We start from the raw sequence: 21,623 nt of genomic DNA, 5'->3' as shown, positions 1-21,623 counted from the left end.
GTTGATTAACAAGAAGTTTTGCGTTCCGTTTGCTGCGGAAGTGGGGCGCATTATAAGGGGATCTGAACAGCGGTCAAGGCTTAATTTCAAATAACTTCAAATAGTTGAAACAAAGCGGGGCGGCCTGTCGGCCGCCCCGCTCATTTATAGAGAGGTCTACCACCCCACCTATACCACGCCGGCATCCCTCAACCCTTGCACGACACTCGCCTCCAGCCCCAGCACCTCTTCGAGTACCGCCTGAGTATGCTCACCCAGCAAGGGCGGCGCGTGACGGTACTCCACCGGTGTACGCGACAGCCGGATAGGACTCGCCACCTGCGGCACACTGCCCGCCAACGCATGCGGCACATCCAGCGCCAACCCACGGGCCAGCACCTGCGGGTCCTGGAACATCTGCGCCAGGTCGTTGATCGGTCCGCACGGCACACCCGCCTGCTCCAGAAGGCCAACCCACTGCGCCGTAGTCTTGAACACCGTCACCTGGCGGATCAGCGGGATGAGCTCCGCCCGATGCGCTACCCGCAGCTTGTTCGTGGCAAACCGCGGGTCGTCCGCCCACTGGGGCTGACCCGCCACCTCAGCGAACTTGCGGAACTGCCCATCGTTCCCCACGGTAAGAATGAAATCGCCGTCTGCAGTGGGAAAGTCCTGGTAGGGAACGATGTTGGGGTGCGCGTTACCCAGCCGCTTCGGTGCAACGCCGGTGGTCAGGTAGTTCATCGCCTGATTCGCCAGACACGCCACCTGCACATCCAGCAACGCCATATCGATATGCTGGCCTTCGCCCGCCTGGTCGCGATGGGCAAGCGCAGCCAGAATCGCAACCGTGGAATACAAGCCCGTCAGGATATCCGTCAGCGCCACCCCGACTTTTATCGGCCCCGCGCCTTCCTCGCCCTCAGGGCGCCCGGTCAGGCTCATCAACCCGCCCAGCCCCTGAATCATGAAATCGTAGCCCGCTCTTTTGGCATACGGACCGGTCTGGCCAAAGCCCGTGATCGAACAATAGATAAGGGTGGGATTGACCGTCTTCAGGCTGTGATAATCCAGCCCATAGCTGGCCAGACCGCCCACCTTGAAGTTTTCGATGACGATATCGGACTTGGCCGCCAGCTCACGCACCAGGCGCTGACCCTCGGGCTGGGTGAAATCAATCGTGACCGAGCGCTTGTTGCGATTAGCGGACAGGTAGTAAGCAGCTTCACTGGTACTCTCGCCCTGCGCATCCTTGAGGAAGGGCGGCCCCCAGGCGCGTGTATCGTCGCCACTGCCGGGACGCTCGACCTTGATCACATCCGCGCCCAAGTCGGCGAGAATCTGTCCACACCAAGGTCCGGCCAGCACCCGAGACAGATCCAACACCCGCAGGTGAGAAAGCGCTCCCATGGCCTGCTCCTTCTATTAATAGAACGCCTGGATGCCAGTCTGGGCACGCCCGAGGATCAGCGCGTGAATGTCATGGGTACCTTCATAGGTGTTGACCACTTCGAGGTTGACCAGATGCCGGGCCACACCGAATTCGTCGGAAATGCCATTACCGCCAAGCATGTCGCGGGCCAGACGGGCGATTTCAAGCGCCTTGCCGCAGGAATTGCGCTTCATGATCGAGGTGATTTCCACCGCCGCCGTGCCCTCATCCTTCATCCGCCCCAGACGCAGACAGCCCTGCAGGCCCAGGGTGATTTCAGTCTGCATGTCGGCGAGCTTCTTCTGGATCAACTGATTGGCCGCCAGCGGGCGGCCGAACTGCTGGCGATCGAGCGTGTACTGGCGCGCGGTGTGCCAGCAGGCTTCCGCCGCGCCCAGTGCTCCCCACGAGATGCCGTATCGCGCTGAATTCAGACATGTAAACGGCCCCTTGAGACCACGCACTTCAGGGAAGATGTTCTCCTCCGGCACGAACACACTGTCCATGACGATCTCGCCAGTGATCGAAGCACGCAGGCCCACCTTGCCGTGAATGGCCGGCGCGCTCAGGCCTTTCCAGCCTTTTTCCAGAATGAAGCCACGAATATCACCGGCATCATCCTTGGCCCAAACCACGAATACGTCGGCAATGGGGCTGTTGGTGATCCACATCTTGCTGCCAGTCAGGCTGTAGCCACCCTCGATCTTGCGTGCCCGAGTGATCATCGCCCCAGGATCGGAACCATGGTTGGGCTCGGTCAGACCGAAGCAACCGATCCATTCGCCGCTGGCCAGCTTCGGCAGATATTTCTGCTTCTGCGCCTCGCTGCCAAAGGTATCGATGGGCACCATCACCAAGGAAGACTGCACGCTCATCATCGAGCGGTAACCGGAGTCGATGCGCTCCACCTCGCGAGCGATCAAGCCGTAGCACACGTAGTTCAGGCCACTGCCGCCATACTCCACCGGGATGGTTGCGCCCAGCAGACCGACCTCGCCCATCTCGCGGAAAATCGCTGCATCGGTACGCTCATGACGAAAGGCCTCGACCACACGCGGCGCCAGCTTGTCCTGGGCGAACTGGTAGGCGCTGTCGCGCACCATGCGTTCTTCTTCGGTGAGCTGCTGATCCAGCAGCAGCGGATCGATCCAGTTGAAGCTTGCTTTACCGGCCATGTGATGAGTCCTCTGCAGATGTCCGATGAATAGGGCTGGCGTTGATCCTAGGTCCGAATCGGCAGCACGACAAACGAGGATTGCGCACCTACCTGTGTTGTTTTCTCACTCCAAGAGAGGACAGAATCGCCTGAGTGACCCTTGATGAGTGAGATTGACGTACATGCGCCGGAAGATCCCTAGCACCGCCGCGTTGGTCTGCTTCGAAGCTGCAGCCCGCCACGAGAGCTTCACCAAGGCCGCACAGGAGCTGGCACTGACCCAGGGCGCCGTGTGCCGACAGATCGCCAGCCTGGAAAGCTTCCTCAACGTAGAGCTGTTTCGACGCTCGCAACGCGGAGTCAAGCTGAGCGAAGCCGGCCTTTCCTATAGCCGCCAGGTGGCAGCACAGCTCGATGCGGTGGAGCGCGACACACTGTCGGTGATGCGCCAGCAAGGAGCCAGTGTCATCGAACTGGCCGTGGTGCCTACCTTCGGCACTCAATGGCTGCTGCCACGCCTCAAGGATTTCCAGCAGCGTCATCCGCAGGTGACGGTCAACCTGACCAACCGTACTCGGCCCTTCCTGTTCGCCGACACGCCTTTTGATGCGGCCATCTACTTCGGCGATGCCGACTGGTCTGGCACCCAATCGCACCGGTTGATGGGCGAGAACCCGGTGCCGGTGTGCTGTCCGCACTGGCTCGAAAAGCAGGACTGCATCGAGCCGGGTGAGATCGCACAGTTACCACTGCTGCAGCAGACCACTCGCCCCTACGCGTGGCGACAGTGGTTCACCAGCCTCGGCATGACCGTGGAGCGGGACATGACCGGGCCGCGCTATGAACTGTTCTCAATGTTGGCCCAGGCGGCCATGCACCAGATGGGCATCGCCTTGATCCCCCCTTTCCTCATCCAACGCGAGCTGGAGGACGGACGCCTGGTGGTCGCAAACAGGCATGTGCTGACCAGCGACAAGGCCTACCATCTGATGATTCCAGAGCGCAAGATCGAGTCGGCTTCGCTGCGTGCTTTCCGCGATTGGCTGATAGGTCAAGCGCACGCCTACACCCGTCTCATGTAGCCCGCCTGTGCTGTAGTTCCTAGTCAAATAAACCTACAGATGTATGGATATGTCGCCTATCCATAAACAATCTTATGACTTCGACGAAATCTCTGAACGCCCCGCACAGCGTGAGCTAGAGGTGACATTTACGACATTCACCAATCTGTGAGCGAAACACAGGAAAAAATCTCGTTTTCCTCATCTATGATGCGAATGTCCCATTCTAGACGCGTCGAAGCCCATGCATTGCGACACATGGTCACAGTGTGACTTGTAGTTTTAACTTCGTTTCGCTCCAGAACTGGTTGATGCCGTTTCGGTTCCTCTGCAAAATGCCTCGCCCGCCCCGGAACCGGCGGTATGCATGCTCAACGACCGCTCCAGCCGCACCACCCGAAGTGGGCTGGAAATCAACAATGACAAAGGTCACCGCAGGAGAAAAAGTCGTGCACATTGGTGTTCCTCTCGAGACGCAGACGGGTGAGACGAGGGTCGCTGCGACCCCGGAAACCATCAAGAAACTGGTTGGCCAAGGCCATCGGATCACCGTCGAACGTGGGGCCGGGCTCAAGGCCAGCATTCCGGATACGGCCTATGAAGCCGCAGGCGCCACCCTGGGCGAGGCCGCCGACGCACTGGGCGCACAGTTGGTGCTGAAGGTGGTGGCCCCCAACGACCAAGAATTAGGCCAGATCAACCCAGGTAGCGTTCTGGCGGGCATGCTCAACCCCTTCAACAATGATTTGATCGCCAAGATGGCCGATCGCGGCATCACGGCCTTTGCCCTAGAAGCGGCACCCCGTACGTCGCGGGCCCAGAGCCTGGACGTGCTGTCGTCACAAGCCAACATCGCCGGCTACAAGGCCGTACTGCTTGCCGCTCACCATTATCCGCGCTTCATGCCCATGCTGATGACCGCTGCCGGTACGGTGAAGGCTGCCCGTGTACTGATCCTGGGCGCTGGTGTCGCCGGGCTACAGGCCATCGCAACAGCCAAGCGCCTAGGTGCGGTGATCGAAGCCTCGGACGTACGCCCGGCAGTCAAGGAGCAGATCGAGTCGCTGGGTGCGAAATTCATCGACGTCCCCTACGAGACCGATGAAGAACGCGAGTGCGCCGAAGGCGTCGGTGGCTATGCCCGCCCCATGCCGGCCAGTTGGATGCAGCGTCAGGCACAGGCGGTCCACGAACGCGCCAAGCAGGCCGACATCATCATCACCACGGCACTGATTCCAGGACGCAAGGCACCGACGCTGCTGAGCGCAGAAACCGTTGCGCAGATGAAGCCTGGCTCGGTGGTCATCGACCTGGCCGCAGCCCAAGGTGGCAACTGCCCCCTCACCGTAGCCGACCAAGTGGTGATGGCGCATGGCGTGACCCTCGTAGGTCCGACCAACCTTCCCGCACAGCTGGCGGCCGACGCCTCGGCGCTGTACGCACGCAACCTGCTGGATTTCATGAAGCTGCTGTTCGACAAGGACGGCGCTCTGGCGATCAACCTCGAAGACGACATCGTCGCCGCGTGCCTGATGTGCCGCGACGGCCAGATCGTGCGCAAGAACGGCTGAGGAATACGACTATGGAAGACATGCTGATTTCCCACGGCATCTACAACCTGATCATCTTCGTGCTGGCGATCTATGTCGGCTATCACGTGGTCTGGAATGTCACTCCCGCGCTGCACACGCCACTGATGGCCGTGACCAACGCCATTTCCGCGATCGTCATCGTCGGCGCCATGCTCGCAGCCGCCCTGACCGTGACGCCAGCCGGCAAAGTGATGGGCACACTGGCCGTGGCTTTGGCTGCGGTCAATGTGTTCGGCGGCTTCCTGGTCACTCGCCGCATGCTGGAAATGTTCAAGAAGAAAACCAAGAACGCGGGGCAGAAGCAACCATGAGCATGAATCTGGTCACCCTCCTTTATCTGGTCGCTTCGATCTGTTTCATCCAGGCGCTCAAAGGCCTGTCGCACCCGACTACGTCGCGACGCGGCAACCTGTTCGGCATGATCGGCATGGCGATCGCCACGCTGACCACCATCGGCCTGATCTACAAGCTGGCCGCGCTCTCGGTGGGCAACGGCGGCGCCACGGCAGGCATCGGCTACGTGCTCGTTGGTCTGCTGATTGGCGGCAGCGCGGGCGCGATCATGGCCAAGCGCGTGGAAATGACCAAGATGCCCGAACTGGTCGCCTTCATGCACAGCATGATCGGCCTGGCTGCGGTCTTCATCGCGATCGCTGCAGTGCTGGAACCGCAGTCGCTGGGCATCGTCGCGCTCATCAGCGATCCGATCCCGACCGGCAACCGGCTCGAACTGTTCCTCGGCGCCGCCATCGGCGCTATCACCTTCTCCGGCTCGGTCATCGCCTTTGGCAAGCTGTCGGGCAAGTACAAGTTCCGCCTTTTCCAAGGCGCTCCGGTCCAGTTCGCAGGCCAGCACAAGCTGAACCTGATCCTGGGTATCACGACACTGGCCCTGGGCCTGCTGTTTACCTTTACCGGCCATTACAGCGCGTTCACCCTGATGCTGGTGCTGGCCTTCATCATGGGCGTGCTGATCATCATCCCCATCGGCGGCGCCGACATGCCGGTGGTGGTTTCGATGCTCAACAGTTACTCGGGCTGGGCGGCGGCGGGTATCGGCTTCTCGCTGAACAACTCGATGCTGATCATCGCCGGCTCCCTGGTCGGCTCCAGCGGTGCGATTCTGTCGTACATCATGTGCAAGGCCATGAACCGCTCGTTCTTCAATGTCATTCTCGGTGGCTTCGGTGGCGATGCCGGTGCTGGCGCCTCGGCGGGCACTCAGGAACAGCGCCCGGTGAAATCCGGCTCGGCCGATGACGCGACCTTCCTGTTGAGCAACGCCGACAGCGTGATCATTGTCCCCGGCTACGGCCTGGCGGTAGCGCGCGCGCAGCATGCGCTGAAGGAACTGACGGAGAAGCTGACGCACAACGGCGTGACCGTGAAGTACGCCATCCACCCGGTGGCGGGGCGCATGCCTGGCCATATGAACGTGCTCCTGGCCGAGGCAGAAGTCCCCTATGACCAGGTCTTCGAAATGGAAGACATCAACGCCGAGTTCGGGCAAGCCGACGTGGTGCTGGTGCTTGGCGCCAACGACGTGGTCAACCCGGCGGCGAAGAACGATCCCAAGTCGCCAATCGCCGGCATGCCGATTCTCGAGGCCTTCAAGGCCAAGACCATCATCGTCAACAAGCGCTCCATGGCCAGCGGCTATGCCGGGCTCGACAACGAATTGTTCTACCTGGACAAGACCATGATGGTGTTCGGTGACGCGAAGAAGGTCATCGAAGACATGGTCAAGGCCGTGGAGTAGCACTTTTCCTGCTGAACCGAGCGACATGAAGAAGGCCCCAGGAAGATCTTTCCTGGGGCCTTGTCGTTTTGCTGATCCAGATCAACGGCTCTACGACCGGGCTTCTCATACGACCATGGTCGCGGGACGGCCCCGGGCGAAATCACTAGACTGCGCTGCAGTAGCCAAGTAGCCCGAGATGACACCCCATGTACCGTGATCGTATCCGCTTGTCCTCCCTGCACAGCAAGGTAATGAGTGCGGCCGATGCCGCTGGCCTGATCGAGGACGGCATGACCGTCGGCATGAGCGGCTTCACCCGCGCCGGCGAAGCCAAGGCCGTGCCCCATGCACTGGCAGAACGGGCGAAACAATCGCCACTGAAGATCAGCCTGATGACCGGCGCCAGCCTGGGCAACGACCTGGACAAGCAACTGACCGAGGCCGGCGTGCTGGCCCGGCGCATGCCGTTCCAGGTCGACAGCACGTTGCGCAAGGCGATCAACGACGGCCAGGTGATGTTCATCGACCAGCACCTGTCCGAAACCGTGGAGCAGTTGCGCAACAAGCAACTGACGCTACCGGACATCGCGGTCATCGAAGCCGTCGCGATCACTGAACAAGGTCACATCGTGCCGACCACCTCGGTGGGCAACTCGGCCAGCTTCGCGATCTTCGCCAAACAAGTCATCATCGAGATCAACCTGTCGCACAACCCCAATCTCGAAGGCTTGCACGACATCTATATTCCTACCTATCGTCCAACCCGCACGCCGATCCCGCTGGTCAAGGTCGATGACCGCATCGGCAGCACCGCTATCCCGATCGATCCGGCGAAGATCGTCGGCATCGTCATCAGCGACCAGCCCGACTCGCCCTCCACTGTGTTGCCGCCGGATCACGAGACCCAGGGCATCGCCAATCACCTGATCGACTTCCTAAAGCGCGAGGTGGCCGCCGGGCGCATGAGCAACAGCCTCGGCCCATTGCAGGCTGGCATCGGCAGCATTGCCAACGCAGTGATGTGCGGGCTGATCGAATCGCCGTTCGAAGACCTGACCATGTACTCCGAAGTGCTGCAGGACTCGACCTTCGAGCTGATCGACGCAGGCAAACTGCGCTTCGCCTCGGGCAGCTCGATCACCCTGTCGAGCCGGCGCAACGCCGACGTGTTCGGCAACCTCGAACGCTACAAAGACAAGCTCGTGCTGCGTCCTCAGGAAATTTCCAACCACCCCGAAGTGGTCCGTCGCCTGGGCATCATCGGTATCAACACGGCGCTGGAGTTCGACATCTACGGCAACGTCAATTCCACCCATGTCTGCGGCACGCGGATGATGAATGGCATCGGCGGCTCCGGTGACTTCGCCCGTAACGCGCATCTGTCGGTGTTCGTCACCAAGTCGATCGCCAAAGGCGGGGCGATCTCCAGCGTGGTACCGATGGTCAGCCATGTCGATCATACCGAGCATGACGTCGACATCCTGGTCACCGAACAAGGGCTTGCCGACCTGCGCGGCCTGGCACCGCGCGAGCGCGCCCGGGTCATCATCGACAATTGCGTGCACCCTGACTACCGCGCGGCGCTGAATGACTACTTCGAACGGGCCTGCGCGCGCGGAGGGCATACGCCGCACATTCTGCGCGAGGCGCTGAGCTGGCACGAAAACCTGGAAGAGAACGGGCGGATGCTGGCAGGCTGATCAGAACGCTTTCTAGCGACGGTCATCGCGGACGCACTCTGCGGTGACCGGCATAAAACAGTTGGCCCAAGCCAGACGAATAAAACTGTACTACTGTACTGCAATAACCCCCGCCCATACTCACTCAAAAGACTTAACCCCTCCAAATTCGCACCACAATGGCGCACACCAATACAGTTGCGCCAATTTGGAGTGCAACAGTGCCCACAAACAGTTAACTGAGCCCACTCAATACTGTTGAACTGTATCTACTGTACTGGACAAGACGAGAGGATCATTGACACCAGTTAAATCACTATCTAGTCCCGCCATAAGCGGAAGGATGACACATCATGGAACGTACCCTCAGTTCCGGTCTGGTTTTCGACAACAACACTGAATCCAAAGCCTCGGCGCCACTGCGCGTCGTTTCGACCCTGCTGCTGTGGCAACGCCGCATCGCCAGCCGTCGTCAACTCGCTCGCCTGGATGCACGCCTGCTCGCTGATGCGGGTATCAGCGAATCGCAGCGCTACCAAGAGCTGAGCAAGCCTTTCTGGCGCTAAGCGCTGGCGTGCCGGCACTAATCGGCATTGCATTCTTGAAAACCCGTCACAGGCAACTGTGACGGGTTTTTTATTGGGAATGGTAAAACCGTGCTGAACAGGTACAGTTCGAATGAAATCCGAAATAACCGAAACAGTTTGAAGCGACCGTCCCTTAACATCCTGAAACAAAGCCCCGTGGTACGCTTGCGTCGCCCGCCTGTTAGCGTGTCCGCGCGTGTCAGTGTGCCCACAGGTATCCTGTGCGGTCCCGCAAGCGTCCGAGTAACCAGAACCGTCCCTTCGCAGGAGCACCATCCATGTCCCGTAAATCCCTGTTCGGCGCAGCCCTGCTGCTGGCCCTGACCAGCACCGCCCAGGCCAGCAGCTTCGTGGTCACCACCGATACCGTTGTTCGCGGGGTCGCAGCGTCCACCGACGCCACCTCTGACGCCAGTTCGTCGCTGCGTGACAAGAAAATTGTCGAAGCCGCACGCGACGACGCCGCCAGCTTCGTCGGCAGTCAGGGCGCCATTCGCGGCGCCAAGCTGGAAAGCGCCTTTGCCCACATCCGCGAGCAGGTGCCGACGCTGCAAGCGAGCGATGCACAATTGGCCCAGTCCATCCTGGCCTATTGATTACGCCTCCAGGATCGCGCAGTCGGCATTACACACCGACTGCACTGCAAGCCTCGCCCAGCCGACAGAACGTTAAGCCCATGCGTTACCTGATAACCCTGCTGCTTGCCTTCGCCAGTGTGGGAAGCGTCCACGCCATGGACGTCACCACTCAGTTTCCAATCATGACCGGCTACGTCACCACCCAAGTGACCACCGCGCCGTTCGATCGCAAGATCGTCGGCATGGCCCGCGATGACGCCGCCACGTTCGTCGCCAGTGGCGGACAGATACGCAGCGCCCGTCTCCAGGCTGCGCTAGTCGAACTGCGCCGCCATCATTGGCTTGGCAATCACGACGACCTTGAACTGGCAGAGGCAATTCTCGTCCAATGATCACCCCTGACTCCTCGTATTCTTCGGAGATGCTCCATGCGTAAACCGCTGATCGCCGCCACCCTCGGCATGCTGCTGCTGGCCGACCTGGCCCAGGCACAGACCCTGGTGGCCACCAGCAACATCATCGTGCGTGCCTTTGGCCGCTCGATCGACTTCACCTCCGACACCACCACCTCGATCCGCGACTCCAAGGTCGTGCGCGAAGCCCGTGACGATGCGGCCAGCTTCGTCGCCAGCAACGGCGATATCCGCGGCGCTCAGCTCGAGGCGGCCTTCGACACCCTGCGCGACCGTGTGCCCGAGGCACGCGACGCCAGCGATCAGGTTCTGGCCGAAGCCATCCTCTCGCTGTGAAGCGCGCGCGTGCCTGGCTGCTCGGCTGCGCCCTGACGCTGCTCGGCACGCCCGCCCTGGCGGACCTGCGACTGGACTTGCAGACTCACGGTCTCGACGCTCACCAACGGCAGGCGTCCCAGGCCTTGCTCGACGAGGCCCTGTCCAAGCTGCCGCCGACCTTCAAGCAGCGCCTGGATCGGCGAATTGACGTCAGCTGGAGCGACCGCATGCCGGCCGATGCCTACGGGCAGGCGTCCCCCGTAGCCAGCCTGGAACTCAATCGCCGCTTGCTGCCTGGTCTGGTCGACGGCAGCGCCGCCACTGAAAAGACCCAGCGTCCCCATGGCACGGTCCGCGAAGAACTGCTCGCCACCGTGCTCCACGAACTGACCCACATCTATGACCGCGCACGTCTATGGCAAGGTGCCGAGCGCTCACGCATCGCCCGCTGCAAGCGGCAGTACACGACGCTCGGCGATATCGGCCTACCGCAGAAATGCCGTGGCGAGACCGAGCGCCGCTTCACCCTCAGCGACGACCCGCGCCTGCTCGATCTGGCCGGCTGGCCACAATACGTAGGCCGTCGCGGCGAGCGCGAACAGCACAACGGCCAGTTGGTGCGCACGCCCGACGCCTACGAGTTGAGCAGCCCCAAGGAGTTCATCGCGGTCAACATGGAGTACTTCCTCCTCGACCCGAGCTACGGCTGTCGCCGGCCGGCGCTGAACCAATACCTGCGCGAGCATTTCGCCTGGGCACCGGCGCAAGACACCTGCGCCCAGGGCCTGCCCTTCCTGAATGCCGGCAGCGACTTCGCCCGCGAGCCGCTGGGCGATATCGATCCCGAGCGTGTCTACCAGGTCGACTACCTGCTCGCCGAAGCCAACCAGAACTGGGTGAGCCGCTGGGGGCACAGCATGCTGCGGCTGGTGATCTGCGCCCCAGGCCGGCCACGCGGTCCGGACTGCCGCCTGGACCTGGACCGCCACCTGGTGCTTTCCTACCGTGCCTTCGTCAACGATGTGCAACTGTCCAGCTGGGACGGCCTGATCGGCGCCTACCCCTCGCGGCTGTTCGTGTTGCCGCTGGGCCAGGTCATCGACGAATACACCAAGACCGAACTGCGCAGCCTGTCGTCGGTGCCGCTCAAGCTTGATCGTCAGCAGATCGAGGACCTGGTGCGCCAGGCAGCGGAAATGCACTGGAGCTATGACGGCAACTACTACTTCCTGTCCAACAACTGTGCGGTGGAAACCCTCAAGCTGATGCGCAGCGGCACCGCCGATCCACGCTTGAGCGACCTCGATTCGATCATGCCCAACGGCTTGCTGGAAGTGCTCAAGGGCCGCGGCCTGGCCGATACCCACGTGCTCGACGATCCGCGCGAAGCCTTGCGCCTGGGCTATCGGTTCGACTCCTATCGAGACCGCTACCAGGCGATGTTCGAGGTGTTGAGAAAACAGCTCCCGATCCAGCAGACCGCCGTGGAGGACTGGCTTGCACAGGACGCCGAACAGCGTCGGCCCTGGTTCGCCCAGGCCAATCTGCGCACCAGCGCGGCCCTGCTACTGCTGGAGCAGGCCAGCCTGCGTCGCCAACTGCTGTTGGCACAGGATGAGGTCAAGCAGCGTTATCTGAACGCGGCTGCATTAAAAGACGGCAGCATCGACAAAGCCAATGCGACTCTGCAGCAGATGCTCGCCAACAGCGGCTTCCTCAGCCGGCCGGCCGAATTGCTGGAGTCGCAGGGCTATGGTCTGCCGCAACCGCAAGAGCGCGCGCATCTGGAGAAAGTCAGCAGCGAGCGTCAGGCGCAATTGCTGCGCCTGAGCACCGATCTGGACAAGGAGGTGAGAGCACTGCTGGAGCCCGCGAGAGCAAAGGAAATTGCCGCTATCGAGACCAACGTCAAGCAGATCGGCGAACACCTGAGGGCGTTGCACAAGGCAGCCGGCGGTTTGCAGCTACCTTGAACGTAGCGGTTACTTGATCGGACGCCAGATGAACGGGTAGCGGTAGGCCTTGCCTTCGTTCGCGCGAACGCCGGCCAGAATGATCAGAATCAGCGTCGCCACCGCGAGGATGGCGAACAGCACGATACCGATCACCACGAACATCAGCAGGAAGCAGATGAACCCGGCCAGGGTGACGGTGATCTGGAAATTCAGCGCCTCCTTGCCTTGGGCATCGACGAAGGGGTCCGCTTCGCGCTTCCAGAGCCACATCACCAACGGCCCGAGCAGATGTCCCAACGGCATCACCAGCCCGAGAAACGCACTGAAGTGACAGAACATCGCCCATTGCCGGGCTTCGGCGCTGACGGTTCCGATCGGTGAATTTGGCTCATTCATGGATCGATGGTCCTCTTGGGAAGCGCTCAGTCGGCCAGTGCGGCAGTTTGCAGATCGAAGATCTCGGTCATGCCCTTCTGGGCCAGTGCCAGCATGGCGTTGAAGTCTTCAGGCTGGAACGGCGCGCCTTCGGCAGTGCCCTGCACTTCGATGAAGCCGCCAGCGCTGGTCATGACCACATTGAGGTCGGTCTCGGCGGCGGAATCTTCCAGGTAGTCCAGGTCCAGCACCGCCTCACCCTGGTACATGCCTACCGAGACAGCCGCGATCATGTGCTTGAGCGGGTTGCCGCCCTTGAGGCCGCCGCGCTTCTTGATCACCGCCAGCGCGTCGCACAGGGCGACCATGGCACCGGTGATCGACGCCGTGCGGGTACCGCCATCGGCCTGGATGACGTCGCAATCGACGTAGAGCGTGATATCGCCGAGCTTGCTCATGTCCAGCGCGGCGCGCAGGGAGCGGCCGATCAGGCGCTGGATCTCCAGGGTGCGACCACCCTGCTTGCCACGACTGGCCTCGCGCTGGTTCCGCTCGCCAGTCGAGCGCGGCAGCATGCCGTACTCGGCAGTCAGCCAGCCTTGGCCCTGACCTTTGAGGAAACGCGGAACGCCGTTCTCGACGCTGACCGTGCAGATGACCTTGGTGTCACCGAACTCGACCAGTACCGACCCCTCGGCGTGCTTGGTGTAGTTGCGGGTGATGCGGATCGAGCGAAGCTGATCGGCGGCGCGACCACTTGGACGTTTCATCTGGGATACCTGTACTGGAATGCGAATCAGGCGGCCATTATAGGGCTGCTAAACGCACGAGGACATGCCTAATGTCTCGGGCGTGCCATCCGTCGACCTGTCTGCTCTGGTCACCGGTGCGCGGCGCGGCGTGATTGGGCGCCGTCGCCGCACTGCGCTACAATCCTGCGCCTTGCAGCCGAAAGGCGCTCCGTCATCCCGAAATTCGCGAGGTTCTCCCCATGGTGCACAGCATGACCGCCTTTGCCCGCGTCGAGCGCGCCGGCAGCCAGGGCACCCTGAGCTGGGAGTTGCGCTCGGTCAACCATCGCTACCTGGAGCCGCATCTGCGTCTGCCCGAGGCCCTGCGCGATCTCGAAGGCGCGGTCCGCGAAGGCCTGCGCCAAGGGCTCTCGCGCGGCAAGGTCGAATGTACCCTGCGCCTGTGTGAAGAGAGCAGCGGCAAGCCGCTGCAGGTCGATCGCGAGCGCGCCGCGCAACTGGTCGCCGCCGCTGAAACCGTGGCCGGACTCATCAACCAGCCGGCACCGCTCAACCCCCTCGAAGTGCTGGCCTGGCCCGGTGTACTGGTGGCCGATGCCGCCGACCCACAGGCGCTGAACGCCGAGGCCCTGGCGCTGTTCGACGAAGCGCTCGCCGAGCTCAAGGCTGGCCGTCAGCGCGAGGGCCAGGAGCTGGCACGGCTGATCGACGAACGCCTGGAGGCCATGACCCACGAAGTCACCACCCTGCGCGCGCTGGTGCCGCAGATGCTGGCTGCGCAACGCCAGCGTATTCTCGACCGCTTCGCCGACATGCAGGCCGAGCTCGAGCCCCAGCGCCTGGAGCAGGAAATGGTGCTGTTGGCGCAGAAGAGCGACGTGGCCGAAGAGCTCGACCGCCTGAGCACCCATGTCACCGAAGTACGCCGGGTGCTCAAGTCCGGCGGTGCGGCCGGACGGCGGCTGGACTTCCTGATGCAGGAGCTCAATCGCGAAGCCAACACCCTCGGCTCCAAGGCCTTCGACCCACGCAGCACCCAAGCGGCCGTCAATCTGAAGGTGCTGATCGAACAGATGCGTGAACAAGTACAGAACATCGAGTAAGGCTACCCCGACCATGACCCACACCAGCGGCACCCTCTACATCGTCTCGGCCCCTTCGGGCGCCGGCAAGACCAGCCTGGTCACCGCCCTCAGGCAACAGGACACGCAGATTCGTGTCTCGGTGTCACACACTACACGGGCCATGCGTCACGGCGAGGCCCACGGCGTGAACTACCACTTCGTGGACCACGAGGCCTTCAAGACGCTGATCGCCCAGGACGACTTCCTCGAATACGCCGAGGTGTTCGGCAACTTCTACGGCACCTCGCGCAGCGCACTGCAGGAAACCCTCGCCCAAGGCTTCGACCTGATCCTGGAGATCGACTGGCAGGGCGCTCAGCAGGTACGCAAGCTGATGCCCGAGGCGCGGTCGATCTTCATTCTGCCGCCCAGCCGAGAGGCGCTGCGTCAGCGACTGGACGGCCGCGGCCAGGACAGCGAAGACATCATCGCCGGCCGCATGAAAGAAGCAGTCAACGAGATGGTGCATTACGCCGAGTTCGACTATGTCATCGTCAACGACGATTTCGCCCACGCGCTGGACGATCTGCAATCAGTGTTCCGGGCCAACCGCCTGTTGCTCAAGAAACAGCAACAGCGCCATGCGGCGCTGCTCGAGCAGTTGGTCGGCTGAAGACATCGGGGGCGCTTGGCGCCCCCTGGGTCAGTCGTGCAATTGCAGCTTGGCCTGCTGCTGCAAGGTCGCGCCGAGGAAGAACGCCGGCGCTCGCAGCCGCGACAGCATCATCAGCACGATGCCCAGTACCGAGATGATCGCCGCGATCACGAACACCAGCCCCAGCCCGCCCACGTGCGAGCCGCTGCCGAAGTCCGGCGACGCGCTGTCGAGCGCGGTGCGCACGAAGATCACCGACAAGATCACACCGCCCACCAGCGGACACACGCCGCGCATGAAGAAGTGGCGCAGGCTGTCGAACAGGCTGCTGCGGAAATACCAGACGCAGGCGAAGGCCGTCAGCGAGTAGTAGAAACAGATCATCATGCCCAGTGCAGTGATGGTGTCGGCCAGCACGTTCTCGCTCAGGGTGCGCATGGTCACGTAGAACACCGCCGCCGCCAGCCCAGCGCAGACGGTCGCGTAACGCGGTGTCTGCGAGCGCGGACAGACACTGGCGAAGCGCTGCGGCACCGCACCGTAATAGCCCATGGCAAGCAGCGTGCGCGCCGGCGAGACGAAGGTCGACTGCAACGAGGCCGCCGTACTGGCCAGCACGGCGATCGACATCAGGATCGCCAGCGGCCCCATCACCGGGCCGGCCAAGTGGGCGAAAACGTTCTCCTGGATACGCGGATTACCCAGCCCCAGGCCACTGTCGCTGATGCCGGCGAACTGCAACGTGGCGATGGCAGTGAACAGGTACAGCCCCAATATCAGCAGTACGGTCCAGGTGGCAGCCTTGCCAGGCACCTCATCGCTGCCGACCGACTCTTCGCTGACGGTCAGGCACACGTCCCACCCCCAGAAGATGAAGATCGACAACGATAGCCCGGCCGCGAAGGCCGAGAACGATTCGACACCGAAAGGGTTGAACCAGGCGAAGTCGAATTCCAAGGGCGGCGGTGCGGTGGTTTCGCCGAACGCGGCAAAACCGAAGCCCACCAGCACCAGCAGTTGCAAGGCGACCAGACCATATTGCACGGTCATGGTGGTGCCCATGCCTCGGCAACAGATCCACACCGCCAAGGCGATGAAGGCGCAACAGGTGCTGACGTTGATCAGCAAGTTGTCTGCCAGCGCGGCAAGCTCATGGTGGCCGCTGATCTGGCCAATGAACAGGTAGAAGAAATCAACCGCGACGCCCGCCAGGTTCGACAACACGATGGTGGTCGCCACCACCAACCCCCACCCGCCGATCCAGCCGATCATCGGACCGAACGCGCGGGCTGACCAAGTGAAGGAAGTGCCGCTGTCGGGCTCGGCGGCGTTGAGCTCGCGGTAGCCCAGCGCGACCAGCAGCATCGGCAGGAAACCGACGATGAACACGGCGGGGAGATGGGCGCCGACTTCGCGCACGGTCGGGCCGAGCGCGCCGGTCAGGGTGTAGACCGGCGCGATGGTGGAAATGCCCAGCACGACGCTGGCCAGCAGGCCCAGGCGGCCCTTGGCCAGGCCCTTGCCTGGGGCTTGGGCGGTACTGCCTGCATCGGCGGCCGCATCGGGAGGGCGGCCGGTTTCTGTGTATTCGCTCATGAGTATTTGCCGTTGCTATTGGTATTGTTTTTTCACAGACCTTGCGCGCAAGGCCCGCTTCCACTCATTGAAAGCTTGCTGCTGGGGTGAGTCGTCCGCGACCTTGGGGCCGCGTCAGAATGCCTTCTAACGCGCGCCCTCCCCTGCAGCATGGGCGATACAGGCCTCGCGAAACGCCTGAAACAGACGTAGGGAGACCGGGTTTTCGGCGAGCTGCCATTCCGGGTGCCACTGCACGCCGAGGACGAACCCCGGTGCGCCCGGCATCGATACCGCTTCGATCAAGCCATCCGGCGCCCGCGCTTCGACTCGCAGGCCGCACGCCAAACGGTCGATACCTTGACTGTGCAGCGAGTTGACCTCGAACTGCGCCGCCAGGCCCAGGCGCTCGAACAGGCCGCCCGGCGCACTGTCGACCCGATGCCGGGGGCCATACTGCACGTGCAGCGGCGCCTCCTCGGGCTCGCGGTGGTCAAGATGGCCGGGCAACGCATGCACACGCGGATGCAAGGTTCCGCCCAAGGCCACGTTGAGCTCCTGAAAGCCCCGGCAAATGCACAGCACCGGCACGCCTGCGGCAATCGCCGACTGCAGCAACGGCAGTGTCAAACGATCGCGCGCAGCGTCATGCCGAGTGCCGACCGCGCTGGGGGCGCCATTGTAATGATGCGGCTCGACATTTGAAGGCGAGCCAGTGAAAAGAATGCCGTTCAGGTGCGCCAGCAGCGCGTGCGGCTCGTCGGGGGTATCGCGGGCCGGCAGGATCAGCGGCAGTCCCGCAAAGGCTGCGGCCTCGACGTACTTGGCGCCTACCGTGTGCGAAGAGTTCCGGCCGACCTGCTGGCGGCAGGCGCTGACGCCGATCAGGGGCGGCTTGCGAGTGCTCATGGACGTGCCTTGTCGGCAGGCATCATGTCGCGGAAACGGGTGCACGAGAAGACCGACGTCATGGCTGTACATCCTGTGATCAAAAGCGACGATTCAGGGATAAGGAGGACGCCTGGAAGGCGACGAGGGTTGCGCTGGTTGTTGTTCTAACGACCCCATTCGAGGGGCATTGCGTTGCGCGGCGCCACATTGATTCACGCCAGTCGTTGCACTATAAAGTGGGCTCCAATGCAACAGACATTGGCAGACCAGCAAGCAGAGCGTGCAACCATGCAATATCAAATCTCTCATGCCGACCTGGCCCTGGTGCTGGCGCTGGAGCGCGGTCGCTCGCTGGCAAAAGCAGCGGAGCTGCTCAAGGTCGATGTTTCCACGGTGTTTCGCTCCATCCGTCGACTGGAATCGGCGCTGGGGACTGCGTTGTTCGTCAAGAGCCGCAAGGGTTATCTGCCGACCGACACTGCCCAGGCCCTGGCCGAGCAGGCCGAACGTGCCGAACAAGCGCTCGATGCGGCGCGAATCGCGCTGACCAGCGGCGAACAGGTGGTCAGCGGCACCGTGCGCCTGACCTGTACCGAAGCGGTGCTGCACAGTCTGCTGCTGCCGGCGCTGGTCGAGTTCATGCCCAACTACCCGGCACTCTCGCTGGAGATGGGCACCTCCAATTCCTTCGCCAATCTGAGCCGTCGCGACGCCGACATCGCCCTGCGCTTGACCAACACGCCGCCGGAACATCTGGTCGGGCGTTGTTTGGGGTCGACCTCCTACGTGATCTGCGGCCACGCGGCGTTTAGCGAGCGCCTGACCGAGTCGCCGAACAACGTGCCCTGGATCGCCCCGGACGACAGCATGCACGAACACCCCACGGTCATCTGGCGCACTCAGCACCACCCCGACCTCGTTCCGCGCTACCAATGCAGTGGCATGTCGACCATCGCCCAACTGGTCAGTAGCGGCATGGGCGTGGCCGCGCTGGCGGACTACATGGTCGACACCCTGCCCGGTGTCGAGGCCCTGAGCGGCCCGCTGCCAGGCTGCGACACCCAGTTATGGCTGCTCACCCGCCCAGACTGCCGGGCCCTGCGCTCGGTGCAGACCCTGTTCGAGGAACTGACGCCGCGGCTGCGTGACGCGATGCGTTGAGGCTGTTGTGTTCGCGGGGCGGGAGGCGTTATCGTCAGCGTCGTGCAAAAGGCCGTCTGCGGCGCCTGTTTCGTGGGCACTGCCCGGCGAAACCCGGGCGTGGAGCGAAACAGTCCTTCCCTATTGGCTGGTGATTTTTTAAACTATCGAGTCCGCCTGCCCATTCTGGGCTGTACGCCTAACGCATCTGCTACTGAGGAACACCATGGCCCGCGTAACTGTTGAAGACTGCCTGGAACACGTGGATAACCGCTTCGAGCTGGTCATGCTCTCGACCAAGCGCGCCCGCCAACTGGCCACCGGCGGCAAGGAACCACGCGTGGCGTGGGAAAACGACAAGCCGACCGTCGTTGCCCTGCGCGAAATCGCCGAAGGCATCGTGACCAATGAATTCATCGCCGCTGAAGAGATCGTCACCGAGGATCCGGTGTTCGCCGCGTTCGAGGACGAGAACAACGAGGCCGTCTGATTCATGCCCTGTCGACGTCGCGCGGCACCCGATCCTCTTCCTGTGCAAGAGGTGAAATCATGGCGGGTATAGAAGCCCTTGCCGAGCGGCTGTCGACCTACTTAGGTCCCGAACAGGTCAACCTGGTTCGCCGGGCCTATTTCTATGCCGAGCAGGCACACGATGGGCAGCGCCGCCGCAGTGGCGAGCCCTACGTGACCCACCCGCTGGCAGTGGCCAGCATTCTCGCCGACATGCACATGGACCATCAGAGCCTGATGGCAGCCATGTTGCACGACGTCATCGAAGACACCGGCATCGCCAAGGAAGCCCTCAGCCAGCAGTTCGGCGAAACCGTCGCCGAGTTGGTTGACGGGGTCAGCAAGCTGACCCAGATGAACTTCGAGACCAAAGCCGAAGCGCAGGCCGAAAACTTCCAGAAAATGGCCATGGCCATGGCCCGCGATATCCGCGTGATCCTGGTCAAGCTCGCCGACCGTCTGCACAACATGCGCACCCTTGAAGTGCTGTCCGGGGAAAAACGCCGGCGCATCGCCAAGGAAACCCTCGAGATCTACGCCCCCATCGCCAATCGCCTGGGCATGCACACCGTGCGCGTGGAATTCGAAGACCTGGGGTTCAAGGCCATGCACCCCATGCGCTCAGCGCTGATTCATCGAGCGGTCAAGAGCGCGCGCGGTAACCGCAAGGAAATCGTCGCCAAGATCGAAACCTCCCTGGCCAATTGCCTGGCAGCAGACGGCATCGCCGGCGAGGTCAGTGGGCGACAGAAGCACCTCTACGGTATCTACAAGAAGATGCGCGGCAAACGCCGCGCCTTCACCGAAATCATGGACGTGTACGCCTTCCGCATCGTGGTCGACAAGGTCGATACCTGCTATCGCGTACTGGGCGCTGTACACAATTTGTACAAACCCCTGCCGGGTCGCTTCAAGGACTACATTGCCATTCCCAAGGCCAACGGCTATCAGTCGTTGCATACCACGCTGTTCGGCATGCATGGCGTACCCATCGAGATCCAGATCCGCACCCGCGAAATGGAAGAGATGGCCAACAACGGCATCGCCGCACACTGGCTGTACAAGTCCAACGAGGATGAGCAGCCCAAGGGCAACCACGCCCGTGCCCGTCAGTGGGTCAAAGGCATTCTTGAGTTGCAGCAGCGGGCCGGCAACTCGCTGGAATTCATCGAGAGCGTGAAGATCGACCTGTTCCCCGACGAGGTCTACGTCTTCACCCCCAAAGGCCGAATCATGGAGCTGCCCAAAGGCTCCACGGCCGTCGACTTCGCCTACGCCGTGCACACCGACGTGGGCAACAGTTGTATCGCCTGCCGCATCAACCGTCGCCTGGCGCCGCTTTCCGAACCGCTGCAAAGTGGCTCGACGGTGGAGATCGTCAGCGCGCCCGGCGCGCGCCCGAACCCGGCCTGGCTCAACTTCGTGGTCACCGGCAAGGCCCGCACCCACATCCGTCATGCCCTCAAACAGCAACGCCGCTCCGAGTCGATCAATCTCGGCGAACGCCTGTTGAACAAAGTGCTCACCGGCTTCGACAGCAGCCTGGACAAGATCCCGAGCGAGCGCGTGCAGGCCATCCTCAGCGAATACCGCCTGGAATTGATCGAGGATTTGCTCGAAGACATTGGTCTGGGCAACCGCATGGCCTACGTGGTGGCCCGACGCCTGCTGTCCGCTGAGGGCGAGCAGTTGCCATCGCCCGAAGGACCACTGGCAATCCGCGGTACCGAAGGTCTGGTGCTCAGCTATGCCAAGTGCTGCACACCGATTCCAGGTGACCCCATCGTGGGCCACCTGTCGGCAGGCAAAGGTATGGTCGTTCACTTGGAAGACTGCCGAAATATCAGCGAAATCCGACACAACCCGGAAAAGTGCTTGCAGCTCTCCTGGGCCAAGGACGTCACCGGCGAGTTCAATGTCGAACTGCGCGTCGAGCTGGAGCACCAGCGCGGCCTGATCGCGCTGCTGGCGAGCAGCGTCAATGCCGCCGACGGCAACATCGAGAAGATCAGCATGGATGAGCGCGACGGTCGCGTCAGCGTGGTCCAGCTGGTGGTCAGCGTGCGCGACCGCGTGCACCTGGCGCGCGTGATCAAGAAGCTGCGCACCCTTACCGGCGTGGTACGCATTACCCGCACGCGTGCGTAGTCCGTCAACCGCAAGGAGTCAA

General features: G+C 62.3%; 21 protein-coding genes. 15 read left to right on the top strand and 6 right to left on the bottom strand.

The window, feature by feature from the left end:
* Window positions 1-168 precede the first annotated feature (168 nt).
* Together Q7C30_RS13610 and Q7C30_RS13605 are read right to left on the bottom strand one after the other, a co-directional pair.
* The gene (locus tag Q7C30_RS13610; RefSeq protein ID WP_317871796.1) at window positions 169-1,389 is read right to left on the bottom strand and encodes a CaiB/BaiF CoA-transferase family protein; all 1,221 of its coding nucleotides are present in this window, start codon (window positions 1,387-1,389) and stop codon (window positions 169-171) included.
* Between the two features lie 15 nt (window positions 1,390-1,404).
* Window positions 1,405-2,586, bottom strand: a complete 1,182-nt coding sequence (locus Q7C30_RS13605; protein WP_317871795.1) for an acyl-CoA dehydrogenase — start codon at window positions 2,584-2,586, stop codon at window positions 1,405-1,407.
* Window positions 2,587-2,749: 163 nt separating this feature from the next.
* Here Q7C30_RS13605 and Q7C30_RS13600 point away from each other — a divergent pair, with 163 nt between their 5' ends.
* The 10 genes from Q7C30_RS13600 (at window position 2,750) to Q7C30_RS13555 (ending at window position 12,509) form a co-directional block, all read left to right on the top strand.
* Complete coding sequence (locus Q7C30_RS13600) at window positions 2,750-3,649, top strand: LysR family transcriptional regulator (RefSeq protein ID WP_029612298.1); 900 nt, start codon at window positions 2,750-2,752, stop codon at window positions 3,647-3,649.
* Between the two features lie 428 nt (window positions 3,650-4,077).
* The gene (locus tag Q7C30_RS13595) at window positions 4,078-5,199 is read left to right on the top strand and encodes a Re/Si-specific NAD(P)(+) transhydrogenase subunit alpha (protein ID WP_116887321.1); all 1,122 of its coding nucleotides are present in this window, start codon (window positions 4,078-4,080) and stop codon (window positions 5,197-5,199) included.
* Window positions 5,200-5,210: 11 nt separating this feature from the next.
* Complete coding sequence (locus Q7C30_RS13590) at window positions 5,211-5,531, top strand: NAD(P) transhydrogenase subunit alpha (RefSeq protein ID WP_039582464.1); 321 nt, start codon at window positions 5,211-5,213, stop codon at window positions 5,529-5,531.
* Entirely contained in the window at window positions 5,528-6,979 is a 1,452-nt protein-coding gene (locus Q7C30_RS13585) for an NAD(P)(+) transhydrogenase (Re/Si-specific) subunit beta (RefSeq protein ID WP_039582462.1), read from the top strand. Before Q7C30_RS13590 ends, Q7C30_RS13585 begins: the two co-directional genes overlap by 4 nt.
* Before the next feature lie 188 nt (window positions 6,980-7,167).
* Complete coding sequence (locus Q7C30_RS13580) at window positions 7,168-8,661, top strand: acetyl-CoA hydrolase/transferase family protein (protein ID WP_317871794.1); 1,494 nt, start codon at window positions 7,168-7,170, stop codon at window positions 8,659-8,661.
* A 332-nt stretch (window positions 8,662-8,993) separates the two neighbouring features.
* Window positions 8,994-9,206: a DUF1127 domain-containing protein gene (locus Q7C30_RS13575; protein WP_029612296.1), complete on the top strand. Its 213-nt coding sequence runs from the start codon at window positions 8,994-8,996 to the stop codon at window positions 9,204-9,206.
* A 299-nt stretch (window positions 9,207-9,505) separates the two neighbouring features.
* The gene (locus tag Q7C30_RS13570; RefSeq protein ID WP_317871793.1) at window positions 9,506-9,823 is read left to right on the top strand and encodes a DUF2388 domain-containing protein; all 318 of its coding nucleotides are present in this window, start codon (window positions 9,506-9,508) and stop codon (window positions 9,821-9,823) included.
* A gap of 80 nt (window positions 9,824-9,903) precedes the next feature.
* Entirely contained in the window at window positions 9,904-10,197 is a 294-nt protein-coding gene (locus Q7C30_RS13565) for a DUF2388 domain-containing protein (RefSeq protein WP_029612293.1), read from the top strand.
* A 36-nt stretch (window positions 10,198-10,233) separates the two neighbouring features.
* Window positions 10,234-10,554: a DUF2388 domain-containing protein gene (locus Q7C30_RS13560; protein WP_029612292.1), complete on the top strand. Its 321-nt coding sequence runs from the start codon at window positions 10,234-10,236 to the stop codon at window positions 10,552-10,554.
* Complete coding sequence (locus Q7C30_RS13555) at window positions 10,551-12,509, top strand: DUF4105 domain-containing protein (RefSeq protein WP_317871792.1); 1,959 nt, start codon at window positions 10,551-10,553, stop codon at window positions 12,507-12,509. The genes Q7C30_RS13560 and Q7C30_RS13555 overlap by 4 nt, the downstream gene beginning before the upstream one ends.
* A gap of 9 nt (window positions 12,510-12,518) precedes the next feature.
* On the opposite strand, the gene Q7C30_RS13550 is transcribed toward Q7C30_RS13555, so the two are convergent.
* A complete protein-coding gene (locus Q7C30_RS13550; RefSeq protein WP_317871791.1) occupies window positions 12,519-12,887 on the bottom strand; it encodes a DUF4870 domain-containing protein in 369 nt (122 codons plus the stop codon).
* 26 nt (window positions 12,888-12,913) lie between these two features.
* Window positions 12,914-13,636 (bottom strand): ribonuclease PH, encoded by a 723-nt coding sequence (gene rph, locus Q7C30_RS13545; RefSeq protein ID WP_029612290.1) that lies wholly within the window; start codon window positions 13,634-13,636, stop codon window positions 12,914-12,916.
* Window positions 13,637-13,857: 221 nt separating this feature from the next.
* Between rph and Q7C30_RS13540 the strand changes: the two genes are divergently transcribed.
* Entirely contained in the window at window positions 13,858-14,721 is an 864-nt protein-coding gene (locus Q7C30_RS13540; RefSeq protein WP_317871790.1) for a YicC/YloC family endoribonuclease, read from the top strand.
* A gap of 13 nt (window positions 14,722-14,734) precedes the next feature.
* Window positions 14,735-15,355 carry a guanylate kinase gene (gmk, locus tag Q7C30_RS13535; protein WP_317871789.1) on the top strand — a complete coding sequence of 207 codons (621 nt, stop codon included), beginning with the start codon at window positions 14,735-14,737 and terminating at the stop codon, window positions 15,353-15,355.
* Between the two features lie 30 nt (window positions 15,356-15,385).
* On the opposite strand, the gene Q7C30_RS13530 is transcribed toward gmk, so the two are convergent.
* Together Q7C30_RS13530 and Q7C30_RS13525 are read right to left on the bottom strand one after the other, a co-directional pair.
* Window positions 15,386-16,933, bottom strand: a complete 1,548-nt coding sequence (locus tag Q7C30_RS13530; protein WP_317871788.1) for an APC family permease — start codon at window positions 16,931-16,933, stop codon at window positions 15,386-15,388.
* Between the two features lie 126 nt (window positions 16,934-17,059).
* Window positions 17,060-17,821: a gamma-glutamyl-gamma-aminobutyrate hydrolase family protein gene (locus Q7C30_RS13525; protein ID WP_317871787.1), complete on the bottom strand. Its 762-nt coding sequence runs from the start codon at window positions 17,819-17,821 to the stop codon at window positions 17,060-17,062.
* Window positions 17,822-18,091: 270 nt separating this feature from the next.
* Here Q7C30_RS13525 and Q7C30_RS13520 point away from each other — a divergent pair, with 270 nt between their 5' ends.
* The 3 genes from Q7C30_RS13520 (at window position 18,092) to spoT (ending at window position 21,601) form a co-directional block, all read left to right on the top strand.
* A complete protein-coding gene (locus Q7C30_RS13520) occupies window positions 18,092-18,964 on the top strand; it encodes a LysR family transcriptional regulator (RefSeq protein ID WP_317871786.1) in 873 nt (290 codons plus the stop codon).
* Window positions 18,965-19,169: 205 nt separating this feature from the next.
* Window positions 19,170-19,433: a DNA-directed RNA polymerase subunit omega gene (gene rpoZ, locus Q7C30_RS13515; RefSeq protein ID WP_003253383.1), complete on the top strand. Its 264-nt coding sequence runs from the start codon at window positions 19,170-19,172 to the stop codon at window positions 19,431-19,433.
* A 59-nt stretch (window positions 19,434-19,492) separates the two neighbouring features.
* Window positions 19,493-21,601 (top strand): bifunctional GTP diphosphokinase/guanosine-3',5'-bis pyrophosphate 3'-pyrophosphohydrolase, encoded by a 2,109-nt coding sequence (gene spoT, locus Q7C30_RS13510; protein WP_029612282.1) that lies wholly within the window; start codon window positions 19,493-19,495, stop codon window positions 21,599-21,601.
* The last annotated feature ends 22 nt before the right edge of the window (window positions 21,602-21,623 follow it).

The organism is Pseudomonas sp. RAC1 (assembly GCF_030658255.1).
GTDB classification, from domain to species: Bacteria; Pseudomonadota; Gammaproteobacteria; order Pseudomonadales; family Pseudomonadaceae; genus Aquipseudomonas; species Aquipseudomonas boreofloridensis.
Note: the sequence above shows the minus strand (reverse complement) of the source record. Positions and strands in the feature narration are given on the sequence as shown.